This window comes from Streptococcus infantis (assembly GCF_015546995.1).
Classification (GTDB): domain Bacteria; phylum Bacillota; class Bacilli; order Lactobacillales; family Streptococcaceae; genus Streptococcus; species Streptococcus infantis_J.
The window spans coordinates 12,632-26,389 of record NZ_JADMUH010000002.1; the positions used below are offsets into that span (position 1 = coordinate 12,632).

Consider the following 13,758-nt stretch of genomic DNA (forward strand, 5'->3'; position numbering starts at 1 on the left):
CCAAGACTAATTTCTTGCAATCATTGCTTTTATGGTATAATAATAAGAGTGAGGAAAGAAATGAAGAATAAATTGTTAGAACTTAAAGAAAAAGGACTGGCTTTCCTTCAGTCCCTAAAAACAAAGTTAAAAAATGTACATTTAGGAAAAAGTGGTCCTAAAAAATCTAAAAAGAAAAAGCAAACCAAAACCAATATTTGGACTATCTTTGCCAATATCTTACTGGGAATCAAGGCAACCTTTAATACCCTATTCATTATCGCCTTTCTTGGTGGACTTTTAGGTACTGGAGTTGTTTTCGGTTATGCAGTTTCCCTGTTTGATAAAGTAAGTGTCCCTCAAACAGAAGATTTAGTCAAACAAGTGAACGATATTTCATCCATCTCTGAAATTCGCTATGCAGATGGTTCCATGATTAGCGCTATCGAAAGCGATCTACTTCGCACTTCTGTGTCATCAGACGCCATTTCAGATAATCTCAAGCAAGCTATCGTTGCGACTGAGGATGAACACTTTGCAGAGCACAACGGTGTCGTTCCTAAAGCGGTTATTCGCGCCAGTCTAGGAAAATTCATCGGACTTGGTTCTTCCAGTGGAGGATCTACCCTAACACAACAGCTCATCAAACAACAAGTGGTTGGTGATGCTCCTACACTTGCTCGTAAAGCCAGTGAAATCGTGGATGCCTTGGCCTTAGAAAGAGCTATGAGCAAGGACGAAATCCTAACAACCTATCTCAATGTTGCTCCTTTTGGTCGTAACAATAAAGGTCAAAACATCGCAGGAGCTCAACAAGCAGCCAAGGGTATTTTCGGGGTTGACGCCAATCAGCTAACGATTCCTCAAGCAGCCTTCATAGCAGGATTGCCACAAAGTCCTATCTCCTACTCACCTTATGAATCAACTGGGGAAATGAAGAGCGAAGAGGATATGGAACTAGGTATCAAACGTTCAAAAGATGTCCTTTACAATATGTACAGAACTGGAGTGCTCAGTCAAGAAGACTACGAAACCTATAAGGCATATGACATTAAGCAAGACTTCTTGCCAGCAGAAAATGTAAACATAACTGCTAAGGGCTATCTCTACTTTACTGCTCTCGATGAAGCAACTAACCTCATGTATGATTATTTGGTACAAAAAGATAATGTTTCTGCCCAAGAACTCAAGAACGAATCTATTCAAAAATCTTATCGTGAATTAGCTGAAAAAGAAATTCAAAATGGTGGTTACCGTATCACTACTACAATCGACAAAACAATCCATGCTGCCATGCAAGATGCTGTGGCAAATTATGGCTACCTTCTAAATGATAGTAGTGGTCAACCTGAAGTCGGAAATGTCTTAATGGATAATAAAACAGGAGCCATCATAGGATTTGTAGGAGGACGAGATTACCAAAACAATCAAAATAATCATGCTTTTGATACTAAACGCTCTCCTGCCTCTACTACTAAGCCACTATTAGCTTATGGTATTGCTATTGACCAAGGATTGATGGGAAGTGCTAGTATCCTATCAAACTATCCTACCAACTTTGCCAACGGAACTCCGATTATGCACGTCAACAGTCCAGGAACAGCTATGATAAACCTTAAGGAAGCCCTCAATTATTCATGGAACATCCCTGCCTACTGGACCTATCGTATGCTTCGTGAAAAAGGAGTTGATGTCCGCTCCTACATGGAAAAAATGGGGTATGAAATCCCAGAATATGGTATTGAAAGTCTTCCTATGGGAGGAGGAATTGAAGTTACTGTAGCTCAACATACAAACGGATATCAAACACTAGCCAATAATGGTATTTACAATAAGAAATATATGATTTCAAAAATTGAAAAAAGTAGTGGCGAAGTGATCTATGAACATAAGAACGAACCTGTTCAGGTCTACTCAAAAGCTACTGCAACCATTATGCAAAGTCTACTGAGAGATGTACTTTCATCCCGGATAACTACAAGCTTCCAAAGCGATCTTTATAGCATAAATTCCAGTCTAGCAGGTGCTGATTGGATTGGTAAAACTGGTACAACCAACGAAGAAGGTGATATGTGGCTCATGCTTTCAACTCCAAAATTGACTCTTGGAGGCTGGGTCGGTCACGATGATAATAGTCCCCTAGCTAACGGCGCATACTTCCGTAATGCTAAGTACATGGCTAATCTGGTAAATGCTATTCAACAAGCTTCTCCTTCTGCTTGGGGAACTGAGCGTTTCAGCCTTGATTCGAGTGTCACCTCTTCTCAAGTCCTTAAGTCGACTGGACAGAAGCCTGGCAAGGTCACTATCAACGGCAAAGAGATTGACGTTACTGGAGAAATGGTAACAAGTTACTGGGCTAACCAAGCTGGTGCTCCAACTACTACCTACAAATTTGCCATCGGTGGAAGTGACTCTGATTACCAAAAAGCTTGGAATACGATTTTGGGAAGTCTACCAAAATCATCTAATTCCAACAATAATAACTCAAACAACAATAGCAATAATAACAATAATCGAAATAATAACAACAATAATAATAGCAACAACAGTAATAACGGTAATAATAACAATAATACTACCAGTGATAGCAACGACTCATCTTCAAATAGACTACAACGTTAACCTTTCTATATGAATCAGTATCAAAAGAATATTTTTAAGGGAACCATTTATTCCCTCCTTTCCGGATTAATATGGGGTATTTGTGGCATTTTAGGAGAATTCTTCTTTACGCATTATCAAGTATCATCTGGCTGGATTACTTCCATGCGATTAAGTATTGCAGGTGGTTTCGTGCTTATCTTCTCTAGCTTTAAGTTTCGCTCACAGCTATTCGATATCTGGAGAAAACGCAAAAACTACCTGCCTTTTCTGGCTTATGCCATCTTAGGAATCTTCTCTGTTCAGTATTTCTTTTATCTCTGCGTAGAATACTCTAATGCGACAACGGCAACCATCCTCCAATTTATCAGTCCTGTCTTCATTCTTATATACAACCGTATCATCTACAAGAAAAAAGCTTCTAAAAAAGCGATCTTCTATGTTTTAACTGCTATGCTTGGAGTCTTTCTGATGGCTACTAAAGGCGATCTGTCTAAACTATCCATCACTCCTCTCGCATTGCTGACAGGGCTTCTCAGTGCGCTGGGGGTTATGTTTAATGTCATCTTACCCCAACCATTTGCTCGAAAATACGGTTTTGTCCCAACTGTTGGCTGGGGAATGATGCTGGCTGGACTCTTTAGTAATTTTCTCTACCCCGTTTATAGAATTAGCTTTCAACTGGATTGGGTGAGCATCTTGATTTGTTTGACCATTGCCTTTTTGGGAACAGCTTTTGCCTTTTTCCTATCCATGAAGGCTGTCTCCCTGGTATCCCCATTGGTAGTATCGGTCGTCAGTGCTAGCGAACCTCTATCCTCTGCTATTCTAAGCGTTCTATTTCTAGGTCTGGTCTTGGATGGGTATCTGCTATTAGCTATGATTTTGATTATTATTCCCATGATCTTCTTATCCATTGAAGAATCAAAAGATAAACTGAAAGAATCTTCTTTTAACACTTAAGGCTTCAATTTTGAAGCCTTTTTTGGTAGAATAGTAAGCATTACAAAGAGTGAGGAGACATCTATGACTGCTACAAAAATGAATGCACAAGAAATTATCCAATTTATCGCCAATGCTGAGAAAAAGACAAGTGTAAAAGTGACCTTTGAGGGGCAGCTTACTGGATCTATTCCTGCTTCTGTTACCAAGCTTGGAAATGTTCTCTTTGGAGACTGGAAGGATATCGCACCTCTTCTTGAAGGACTAACAGAAAATAAAGACTATGTTGTTGAGCAAGACGCTCGCAACTCAGCTGTACCTCTCCTTGATAAACGCGACATCAATGCTCGTATCGAACCAGGGGCTATCATCCGTGACCAGGTTGAGATTGGCGACAACGCTGTTATCATGATGGGAGCTGTGATCAATATTGGTGCTGAAATCGGTGCTGGCACTATGATTGACATGGGTGCTATTCTAGGCGGACGTGCTATTGTCGGTAAAAATAGTCACGTGGGTGCGGGAGCTGTTCTTGCAGGTGTTATCGAACCAGCTAGTGCAGAGCCTGTCCGTGTCGGTGATAATGTACTCATCGGTGCTAACGCTGTGGTTATCGAAGGTGTTCAAATCGGTAGCGGATCTGTTGTCGCAGCAGGTGCCATCGTCACTCAAGATGTTCCAGAAAATGTTGTGGTGGCAGGTGTTCCGGCTCGTATCATCAAAGAAATTGATAGCCAAACTCAACAAAAAACAGCGCTAGAGGATGCGCTTCGCACCTTGTAATTAGTAACAGAGGCGGAAATGTTTCCAGCCTCTTTATCGTTTTACATAGAAGGAAATTAGATATGTTAGATATGTTAGATTTGATTCAGACTCGACGCGATCTTCACCAAATCCCTGAGATCGGTTTAGAAGAAGTCAAGACTCAAGCTTATTTGCTCAATGTCATTGAGAAATTAACAGCTGGTAAGGATTTTGTTCAAATTCGCACTTGGCGAACAGGTATTTTAGTGTATTTACAGGGAAGTCAGCCAGAACGTACCATCGGTTGGCGGACAGATATCGACGGACTCCCAATCCTTGAACAAACAGGTCTTGCCTTTGCCTCTCAGCACCCAGACCGTATGCATGCTTGTGGGCATGATTTTCACATGACCATTGCCCTAGGAAGTCTCGAACGTGCTCTAGAAAACCAACCTAAAAACAATCTCCTCTTTCTCTTCCAGCCTGCCGAGGAAAATGAAGCAGGTGGCATGCTCATGTATGAAGATGGGGCCTTTGGCGACTGGTTGCCTGACCAATTCTATGGGCTTCATGTCCGTCCAGACCTAAAGGTTGGTCAGATTGCGACCAATACCCATACACTCTTTGCAGGAACTTGCGAAGTCAAGATTCGCTTCAAGGGTAAAGGTGGTCACGCTGCCTTTCCACATCAAGCAAACGACGCTCTGGTTGCAGCTAGCTATTTTGTCACTCAAGTTCAGTCAGTTGTCAGCCGTAATGTCGATCCTATCGAGGGAGCTGTCGTCACTTTCGGTGTCTTTCAAGCTGGAACAACCAATAATGTCATCGCTGATACAGCTTTCTTGCATGGAACCATTCGAGCTCTCACACATAGCATGAGTCTCTTAGTTCAAAAGCGTGTCAAAGCCATCGCTGAAGGTGTCGCAGCTGCTTTTGATATGGATGTGGAAGTTGAACTCAAGCAGGGAGGTTACCTACCTGTCGAAAACAACCCTGAATTAGCTCAGGAATTGATGACCTTCTTTGATGAAAAAGAGGGAATTGAACTCATCGATATCGAGCCTGCCATGACAGGAGAGGACTTTGGTTATCTTCTCTCCAAGGTTCCTGGGGTTATGTTCTGGCTAGGTATTGATAGTCCCTATGCTCTTCACCATCCACAGATGAGTCCTAAAGAAGAAGCTCTGGCAATTGGTGTCGAAGCTGTATCAAGCTTCTTAGCAAAGAAAGCTGCGGAGTAAACTATGAAAAAAAGCTTACGCAAGCAGGTCTTGCAAGAACTCAAAGCTCTTTCTAAAGAAGAAAAGGAAGTCATGGGCGCTTGGTTGACTGAGCAACTACTTCTACATCCCTTCTACAAGGAAGCAAAAAACATCGCCACTTACCTGTCTTTTCCTCATGAATTTCAGACAGCTAGACTCATTGAAGAAGCTCAAAAAGATGGGAAAACTATCCTCATTCCCAAAACCTATCCACATGGGAAAATGGACTTTGTTCTATATGAACCAGAGAAACTCGAAAGAAATTCTTTTGGACTTCTTGAACCACAGGGGAAAACTATTGTCTTTGAGCCGTCTCAGATTGACTTGATCCATGTTCCTGGTTTAGCTTTCAATCCTTCTAGTTATCGAATTGGCTACGGTGGTGGCTATTACGACCGCTACTTGGAGCATTTCCCAGGTCCTACTATTAGTACGATTTATCCATGTCAGATTCAGAATTTTCAACCTGAGCACTACGATATTCCTATTGAGGAGGTACTCATCTATGAAAGAAATTTTTGATCGTCGTTATCCTGTCACGAGCTTCTTTCTACTCGTGACAACCCTGGTTTTTGTACTCATGTTTCTAACCAGTGGTTTCAACTATACCAGCGCAGCCACCTTATATAAATTCGGAGCTGTGTATCCCCCTGCTATCAAGGCCATGCCTGAACAAATCTGGCGCTTATTCTCCGCAACCTTTGTCCACATTGGCTTGCAGCACTTTTTAGTCAATATGCTATCCCTCTACTTTTTGGGACGTCAGATGGAGCAAATCTTTGGCTCCAAACAGTTTTTCTTTATCTACCTTCTATCAGGTATGATGGGAAATCTCTTTGTCCTAGTTTTTAGTCCCAATGCTATTACTGCAGGTGCTTCAACTGCCCTCTACGGTATGTTTGCCTCTATTGTTGTTCTCCGATATGCTTCACGCAATCCCTATCTCCAACAACTTGGTCAATCTTACCTCTCCCTCTTAGTCATCAACCTAGTAGGTAGCGTTTTAATGCCTGGTATCAGCCTTGCTGGGCATGTCGGGGGTGCTGTCGGGGGTGCATTACTGGCTATCGTCTTCCCAGTTCGAGGAGAACGAAAGATTTACAGCCCAGGCCAACGTGGTCTTGCAACCCTAGCTTTTATTGCTTTATCAGCTCTACTACTTTTTATCGGACTATTCTAAGAACAAGAAAAACCATTGGAAGTTCTCAAATTGAGAAGTTCATTTCCAATGGTTTTTTTGAATCTATTTGAAAAGTAGCTTAAAATCCATTATTGTCACTGAGTTCTTTGAACCAGTGGCCTGATTTTTTCAAGCGGCGTTCTTGTGTTTCTAAGTCAAGCTCGACCAAACCATAGCGGTTTTTATAGCTGTTGAGCCATGACCAGCAATCGATAAAGGTCCAGATTAAGTAGCCTTTACAGTTAGCACCGTCTTCAATGGCGCGATGAAGTTCAGCCAGATGCCCTTTGACAAAGTCAATACGGTAATCATCCTGAATCATTCCATTCTCACGGAATTTATCCTCACCTTCAACACCCATCCCATTCTCGGTCAGCATCCACTCAATATTCCCATAGTTTTCCTTGATGTTTTGAGCAATGTCATAAATTCCTTGCTCGTAGATTTCCCAACCACGGTGGGGATTGATCTTACGACCAGGCATGACGTAATGTTCATAGAAATGCTCTGGCAAGAGCGGACTATCAGGATGCTTAGCAAAACGCGGCGCCATGACACGCAAAGGCTGGTAGTAGTTGACTCCAAGAAAATCTACTGTGTGCTCACGAATAAGTTCCAACTCCTCAGCTGTAGAATCTGGCAGTAAATCATGCTCAGCTAAAATCTCCACCAATTCTTCTGGATAAGTTCCCAAGACAGATGGATCTAGAAAAGATTGAGCTTGAAATAGATCAGCAATGCGTGCAGCTTTGACATCCGCAGGATGCTGACTACGTGGATAAGCCGGAGTCAAGTTGAGGACAATCCCAATCTTAGAATCAGGCAAAACCTCATGGCAGGCCTTCACCGCAAGAGTGCTTGCTAGCTGGGTGTTGTAGGCTACCTGAACCGCTGCTTTGGCATCTACCTTATGAGGATAATGGGCATCATAGAAATAGCCAAACTCTACAGGAACGATAGGCTCATTGAAGGTAATCCATTGGTCCACAAGGTCACCGTAGGTCTCAAAACAGAAACGAGCATAGTCTTCATAAGCCTTAATAGTTGCTTTATTTTCCCAACCATCCCCATCTTCTTGAAGGGCGAAAGGCAAGTCAAAGTGATAGAGATTGACTAAAAGACGAATGCCCTTAGCCTTGATGGCTTCAAATACCTGACGGTAGAAAGCCACCCCTTGAGGATTGACTTCTCCACGCCCTTGTGGGAAAATACGAGACCACTGGATAGAGGTCCGAAAGGCTGTATGCCCTGTTTCTAACAATAGTTCGATATCTTTTTCCCAATTTTCATAGAAGGTCGATGTTTTGTCTGGTCCAATCCCATTATAGTAGCGATTTGGTTCTACTTGGTACCAATAATCCCAGAGATTATCTCCCTTTCCGTCACCAGGCACTCGCCCTTCTGTCTGTGGCCCAGAAGTTGAGGAACCCCAGACAAAATCCTTTGGAAATTTTAGCATAGCTCTACCTCTTTTTACGATTTTAATGTTTACTTTCTCTCATTATAAAGAAAAAACAAGGCAAAAACTAGTTACATTTTTGTCTTGTTTTTCTTCTGATTATAGATTTTATTTATTTGTTAGGATTTCAAGGGTTTCAAGCAAGCTATCTGCGTGAACTTCAATCGTATCACCAGTCGCCTTGATCTTGACTTCTACGATGCCATCAGCTGCTTTTTTACCGACAGTGATACGGATTGGAAGACCAATCAAGTCGCTGTCACTGAATTTAACACCGACACGTTCGTTACGGTCATCCGTCAAGACTTCGTAGCCTTTGTTGACCAAGGCTTCTTCGATACGATCTGTCAATGCAAGGCTTGCTTCATCCTTGACGTTAACTGGAATCAAGTGCACATCAAATGGCGCCAATTCTTTAGGGAAGTTGATTCCCCAAGCGTAACGGTATTCACCTTTTGGAGTTTTGTTAACAAAGAGGCGAGCGTGTTGCTCCATAACTGCTGAAAGGAGACGACTAACACCGATACCATAACATCCCATGATGATTGGCACAGCACGACCATTTTCATCCAAGACATCTGCTCCCATACTTGCTGAGTAGCGAGTCCCAAGTTTGAAAATGTGACCAATCTCGATACCACGTGCAAAGTTGAGCACACCTTGTCCATCTGGAGAGATTTCACCCTCACGAACTTCACGGATATCGACATACTCAGCAGTGAAGTCACGACCTGGGTTGACACCAGTTAAGTGGTAACCATCTTCGTTAGCACCTGCAACAGCATTGCGACTATCTTGGACCTTGCGGTCAGCGATGATTTTAACATTTTCTGGAAGATTGACTGGGCCAAGTGAACCAAAGTCCGCTCCCAATAATTCTTTCACTTCCGCCTCGGTTGCAGGTTCTAAGAAGTCTGCACCAAGGTAGTTTTTCAATTTGACTTCATTGAGTTGGTCATTGCCAACGAGTAGGGCAACAACTGGCTCCTCGTCTGCGATATAAACCAAGGTCTTGATTGTTTGCTCTTCAGAGACATTCAAGAAAGCAGCAACTTCATCAATCGATTTAACACCTGGTGTTTCCACTCGAGCTAATTGGTCTTCAGTTACAACACGGTTGCTTGGTTTGTAGGCGTTAGTTGCCATTTCCAAGTTAGCTGCATAGCTTGACTCACTTGAGTAGGCAATGGTATCTTCACCAGAAACCATCCATTTGAGCAATTCTGCCTTGATTTCTTTCTGTACATCTACAGGAATCTCATCAAATGATGCGACAGACTTGTCTAAAACAACCCAACGGTCAAGGTCTGTACGAGCAGGTGTGATGGCCATAAATTCTTGGCTATCCTTACCACCCATAGCTCCACCGTCACCGATGATGGCTTTGAAGTCCAAGCCACTACGAGTAAAGATACGCTCGTAAGCCGCCTTGTACTCATCATAGGTTACATCCAAGCTATCGTAGTTAGCGTGGAAGCTGTAGCCATCTTTCATGATGAACTCACGGGTCCGAAGAAGTCCATTACGTGGACGTTTTTCATCACGATACTTAGGCTGGATTTGGTAGAGGTTCAGCGGCAATTGCTTGTAAGACTTGACAGAATCACGGACAATCGCTGTAAACGTTTCTTCGTGAGTTGGACCTAAGATAAAGTCTGACTTCTCACGATTTTTCAATTTGTACAAGTCTTCACCGTAGGTTTCATAACGGCCAGATTCACGCCAAAGGTCAGCACTGAGAAGGGCAGGAGCCAACATTTCAACAGCACCCATCTTATCAAACTCTTGACGCATGATGTTCTTGGCTTTTTCGATAACACGGTTAGCAAGTGGTAGGTAAGAATAAACACCTGCTGATACTTGACGAACATAACCAGCACGCAACATAAGTGCGTGGCTGATAACTTGAGCATCGCTTGGCATTTCGCGAAGCGTTGGAATAAGCATTTTACTTTGTTTCATATTTTTCCTCTAATTCTTAAAAGAAGGTACGCATGATGTCGTTCCAAGTCACGGCGATCATCAAGACAACCATAATCACAACTCCAACTAGAGTAACATAGGTTTCAATTTCTTGTTTCAGCGGTTTACGGCGAATTGCTTCAATGATGTTGAGCACGATTTTTCCACCGTCTAGTGCCGGGATAGGAATCAAGTTGAAAATCCCGATATTGATGGAAATCATAGCCAAGAAGAACAAAACATTCTCAAGACCATTTTTAGCAGCATCACTACTTGCCTTAAAGATAGCAACAGGTCCACCCAATTTATTCAAGTCAGGCTGGAAAATCAAGTTTTTCAAGGCATTAAGAATGCGCAAGGCTGAGTCCGCTGCAGATGTGAATCCACCTACAAACATAGACCAGATATCCGATTTGAGTCTCGGCTGAACACCTAGAATATAACGCCCTTGGCTTTCCTCAGGTGTCACACTAACTTGTTTGTCAGTCCCATTTTCAGAGATTGTCACATCCAAAACAGGTGCTGTTTTGTCCTTGGTCTCTGCTTCAACTGCCTGAATCAAATCTTGCCAGTTACTGATTTCGTGTGAACCGACTTTAGTGATTTGGGCCGTATTTTCAACACCGACCTTTGTAATCGCGCTATCAGGGATGATACTAAAGTTATTACTTTGTGTATCACGAACGCCACCTTGCATGAAAATCAAAATCCAAAAAACGATGACTCCTAGAATAAAGTTATTCATAGGACCTGCAAAGTTGGTAATCAACTTGCCCCAGACAGTCGCATTTTGATACTGAACATCTAGCGGAGCGATACGAACTTCCGTCCCATCAGCTTCTACAATGGTCGCATCATGGTCTACGGAGAAAGTTTTTTCCTCTTCCAAAACCAGACCTGTGATAAAGAGTTTATCCTCAAAGTCAAACTGGGTTACCTGCATAGGAAGAGCCGTTTGGTCGACCTTCTTACCAGAAAGATTGATGCGCTTCACCTTACCATCTTCGGCCAAGGTCAAACTAACAGGAGTTCCTGTCTTAATCTCTGTGGTATCCTCTCCCCAACCTGCCATGCGGACATAACCACCAAGCGGTAGGAGACGAATCGTGTAAGCAGTCCCGTCTTTCCCGATATGGGCAAAGATTTTCGGACCCATACCAATGGCAAATTCACGAACCAGAATTCCAGACTTCTTAGCAAAGTAGAAATGGCCGAACTCGTGAACCACCACGATAATTCCAAAAACAAGGATAAAGGTTAATAATCCTAACATTTAATATTTGTTCACCTTTCCTTAAAATAAGCCAAAGAGGTGCATAATAGGGAAAACAGCCAACATAGAGTCAAAGCGATCCAGTACTCCACCATGGCCTGGGATAAAGAAGCCCGAATCCTTGACACCAAAATGGCGTTTCATAGCACTCTCAATCAAGTCACCCAATTGCCCTGCAATACTAAAGAAAATAGCAAAGAGCATCATTTTGTAAATGCCGTAAGGAAGGGCAACCGTACTATCCACTAACATAAAGATAAGAGTGACAAGCATGGCAGCTAAAATTCCACCAAAGGCTCCCTCGATTGATTTGTTCGGAGAGACTCTCGGAGCCAATCTTCTCTTACCGAAATTCATTCCGACCAAGTAAGCACCACTATCAGTTGCCCATACGATACAGAGGGCCAAGAGGGCTTTATCCAAACCTGCGATTCGAGCATCCACTAAAGCATTAAAGCCAAAACCAACATAGAAACTCATGGCAATCGGGTATACAGCATCCTCAATGGTGTAATTCTTGCTAAAAACAGTGCAACCTAACATGATAAAAATCACAACACCATATGCGACAACATTCCCATCTACAGGTAAAAATGTCAAGTAGTTTTCTAGGGGGATTGTCAGTGCAAAAGTCGCTAACAAGGTCAGCAAACCCTCAGGTGTCATGGTGTTTAACCCTTTCATCTGAAGCAACTCGTGCACCCCTAGCATAGCTAGAAGTCCCATAGCAATCTGTAACCAAAGCCCACCAATCACCAAGAGCGGGATAAAGATTGCTAAGGCCAGAGCGGCAAATATGGTTCTCTTTAATAAATCCTTTTTCATAACTTCTTCCTAAACTCCTCCAAATCGACGATTGCGGCGATTATACTCTGCAATAGCTTCTTTCAAAGCTTCCTCATCAAAGTCAGGCCACAAAACATCTGTGAAATAAAGTTCACTATAAGCTGCTTGCCAAGGCAAGAAATTGCTCAAGCGAAGCTCCCCACTAGTTCGGATAATTAAGTCCGGATCACGCAAGACCTTAGGCAAATGTCCAGTAAAGAGGTATTCCCCAATCAACTCTTCTGTAATATCGTCTGGATTCACCTTGGCATCCAAAACATCCTGCGCAATCAACTTGACCGCTTGTGTAATCTCAGCTCGTCCACCGTAATTAAGGGCAAAGTTAAGAATCAAACCTGTATTCAACTTGGTCAACTCTTCCGCTTTTTTCAAAGATTCAAAAGTTTGTTTTGGCAAGCGATCGGTTTCCCCAATCATTTGGATCTTCATGTTCTTTTGGTGCAATTCGGGGACATACTTATCATAAAATTCAACAGGCAAGTTCATGATAAACTTGACTTCCTGGTCTGGACGTGTCCAATTTTCAGTAGAGAAGGCATAGACAGTCATAGCCTTGACACCCATATCACTAGCAGCAATAGCTACCGTTCTCAGAGCATCCATCCCAGCCTTATGACCAAAGACACGTGGCTGCATCCGTTTTTTAGCCCAACGACCATTGCCATCCATGATAACTCCGATATGTGCTGGCACCACTGCTGGTGTTTCTGTTACTTTATCTTTTTTTAAAAATCCAAACATGATTGTATTCCTATTCAAAAATCTATCGTTTCATTATACCATATTTTTCGCTTTTCTTCTATCATATTCTCTTATTCTAAGGCGGAATTCCCTATAGGACTCCTATCTTTCTAAACTAACAAGCCTTGCATTTCCCAAAGAAAGTTGATACAATAAAACATAAAGATTTATCCTTGTTCAATCACAGGGGTTTTTTATTGAAAGGATCTTATCATGTCAAAAAAACTACAACGTAAAAAACAATTAAGAAACAGCCTTCGTCGTTCAGGTGCACTTTCAAATGCTGTAAACAAGGTTGTCGAAGAAACAAAAAAAGTTGTGAAGCATGCTGAAAAAGCAGCAAGTGAAGCAGGAAAAGCTGTCTCTAAGCAAGTAGAAAAAGCTGTAGAAGCAACTAAAGAGCAAGCCCACAAGCTTACAACTTCTGTTGAAGATTTCGCAGCTGACCTAGGTGGACTTCCACTTGACCGTGCTAAAACTTTCTACGATGAAGGGATCAAGTCTGCTGCTGACTTCAAAAACTGGACAGAAAAAGAACTCCTTGCCTTGAAAGGAATCGGTCCAGCTACTATCAAGAAATTAAAAGAAAACGGCATCAAGTTCAAGTAATCTTTCTTGTCCCTTGCATTTCCGTCAAAAACTTGTTAAAATAAAGCCATTAGAGGTGTTTTGAGTCCCACATTTTACAGAAAGTGGCGGTGCTGAGAAGTCCACAAATGTGTCAAAACTGGTTGCTAATGGATAACAATGAAATAATAATGTCTTT

The 13,758-nt window shown here is 42.3% G+C and carries 12 protein-coding genes; 7 read left to right on the forward strand and 5 right to left on the reverse strand.

Annotation, left to right across the window (positions count from 1 at the left end):
* Positions 1 to 60: 60 nt before the first annotated feature.
* From pbp1b to I1J71_RS00975, 6 genes are all read left to right on the forward strand, one after another.
* The gene (gene pbp1b / locus I1J71_RS00950) at positions 61 to 2,604 is read left to right on the forward strand and encodes a penicillin-binding protein PBP1B (protein ID WP_195183391.1); all 2,544 of its coding nucleotides are present in this window, start codon (positions 61 to 63) and stop codon (positions 2,602 to 2,604) included.
* 9 nt (positions 2,605 to 2,613) lie between these two features.
* Positions 2,614 to 3,546, forward strand: a complete 933-nt coding sequence (locus tag I1J71_RS00955; protein ID WP_195183392.1) for a DMT family transporter — start codon at positions 2,614 to 2,616, stop codon at positions 3,544 to 3,546.
* 63 nt (positions 3,547 to 3,609) lie between these two features.
* A complete protein-coding gene (dapD, locus tag I1J71_RS00960; RefSeq protein ID WP_036758082.1) occupies positions 3,610 to 4,308 on the forward strand; it encodes a 2,3,4,5-tetrahydropyridine-2,6-dicarboxylate N-acetyltransferase in 699 nt (232 codons plus the stop codon).
* Positions 4,309 to 4,379: 71 nt separating this feature from the next.
* A complete protein-coding gene (locus I1J71_RS00965) occupies positions 4,380 to 5,510 on the forward strand; it encodes an N-acetyldiaminopimelate deacetylase (protein WP_195183488.1) in 1,131 nt (376 codons plus the stop codon).
* A 3-nt stretch (positions 5,511 to 5,513) separates the two neighbouring features.
* Entirely contained in the window at positions 5,514 to 6,053 is a 540-nt protein-coding gene (locus tag I1J71_RS00970; RefSeq protein ID WP_195183393.1) for a 5-formyltetrahydrofolate cyclo-ligase, read from the forward strand.
* Entirely contained in the window at positions 6,037 to 6,711 is a 675-nt protein-coding gene (locus I1J71_RS00975) for a rhomboid family intramembrane serine protease (protein WP_195183394.1), read from the forward strand. Before I1J71_RS00970 ends, I1J71_RS00975 begins: the two co-directional genes overlap by 17 nt.
* 79 nt (positions 6,712 to 6,790) lie before the next feature.
* Here the strand turns inward: I1J71_RS00975 and I1J71_RS00980 are convergent, their stop codons facing one another.
* The 5 genes from I1J71_RS00980 to I1J71_RS01000 all read right to left on the reverse strand — a co-directional run bounded on the left by I1J71_RS00980 (position 6,791) and on the right by I1J71_RS01000 (position 12,992).
* Complete coding sequence (locus tag I1J71_RS00980; RefSeq protein ID WP_195183395.1) at positions 6,791 to 8,170, reverse strand: glycoside hydrolase family 1 protein; 1,380 nt, start codon at positions 8,168 to 8,170, stop codon at positions 6,791 to 6,793.
* Between the two features lie 108 nt (positions 8,171 to 8,278).
* Positions 8,279 to 10,132 carry a proline--tRNA ligase gene (locus I1J71_RS00985; RefSeq protein WP_195183396.1) on the reverse strand — a complete coding sequence of 618 codons (1,854 nt, stop codon included), beginning with the start codon at positions 10,130 to 10,132 and terminating at the stop codon, positions 8,279 to 8,281.
* A gap of 16 nt (positions 10,133 to 10,148) precedes the next feature.
* A complete protein-coding gene (gene rseP, locus I1J71_RS00990; protein ID WP_195183397.1) occupies positions 10,149 to 11,405 on the reverse strand; it encodes an RIP metalloprotease RseP in 1,257 nt (418 codons plus the stop codon).
* 21 nt (positions 11,406 to 11,426) lie between these two features.
* Entirely contained in the window at positions 11,427 to 12,230 is an 804-nt protein-coding gene (locus tag I1J71_RS00995) for a phosphatidate cytidylyltransferase (protein ID WP_195183398.1), read from the reverse strand.
* Between the two features lie 9 nt (positions 12,231 to 12,239).
* Positions 12,240 to 12,992, reverse strand: coding sequence for an isoprenyl transferase (locus I1J71_RS01000; protein WP_195183399.1), 753 nt, complete (start codon positions 12,990 to 12,992; stop codon positions 12,240 to 12,242).
* 213 nt (positions 12,993 to 13,205) lie between these two features.
* Here I1J71_RS01000 and I1J71_RS01005 point away from each other — a divergent pair, with 213 nt between their 5' ends.
* Positions 13,206 to 13,601 (forward strand): helix-hairpin-helix domain-containing protein, encoded by a 396-nt coding sequence (locus tag I1J71_RS01005; RefSeq protein ID WP_004250587.1) that lies wholly within the window; start codon positions 13,206 to 13,208, stop codon positions 13,599 to 13,601.
* Positions 13,602 to 13,758 lie beyond the last annotated feature (157 nt).

Bases quoted from the DNA above. Each gene is read 5' to 3' on its own strand.
- pbp1b (WP_195183391.1), top strand. From the start codon at position 61: ATGAAGAATAAATTGTTAGAACTTAAAGAAAAAGGACTGGCTTTCCTT.
- I1J71_RS00955 (WP_195183392.1), top strand. From the start codon at position 2,614: ATGAATCAGTATCAAAAGAATATTTTTAAGGGAACCATTTATTCCCTC.
- dapD (WP_036758082.1), top strand. From the start codon at position 3,610: ATGACTGCTACAAAAATGAATGCACAAGAAATTATCCAATTTATCGCC.
- I1J71_RS00965 (WP_195183488.1), top strand. From the start codon at position 4,380: ATGTTAGATTTGATTCAGACTCGACGCGATCTTCACCAAATCCCTGAG.
- I1J71_RS00970 (WP_195183393.1), top strand. From the start codon at position 5,514: ATGAAAAAAAGCTTACGCAAGCAGGTCTTGCAAGAACTCAAAGCTCTT.
- I1J71_RS00975 (WP_195183394.1), top strand. From the start codon at position 6,037: ATGAAAGAAATTTTTGATCGTCGTTATCCTGTCACGAGCTTCTTTCTA.
- I1J71_RS00980 (WP_195183395.1), bottom strand. From the start codon at position 8,170: ATGCTAAAATTTCCAAAGGATTTTGTCTGGGGTTCCTCAACTTCTGGG.
- I1J71_RS00985 (WP_195183396.1), bottom strand. From the start codon at position 10,132: ATGAAACAAAGTAAAATGCTTATTCCAACGCTTCGCGAAATGCCAAGC.
- rseP (WP_195183397.1), bottom strand. From the start codon at position 11,405: ATGTTAGGATTATTAACCTTTATCCTTGTTTTTGGAATTATCGTGGTG.
- I1J71_RS00995 (WP_195183398.1), bottom strand. From the start codon at position 12,230: ATGAAAAAGGATTTATTAAAGAGAACCATATTTGCCGCTCTGGCCTTA.
- I1J71_RS01000 (WP_195183399.1), bottom strand. From the start codon at position 12,992: ATGTTTGGATTTTTAAAAAAAGATAAAGTAACAGAAACACCAGCAGTG.
- I1J71_RS01005 (WP_004250587.1), top strand. From the start codon at position 13,206: ATGTCAAAAAAACTACAACGTAAAAAACAATTAAGAAACAGCCTTCGT.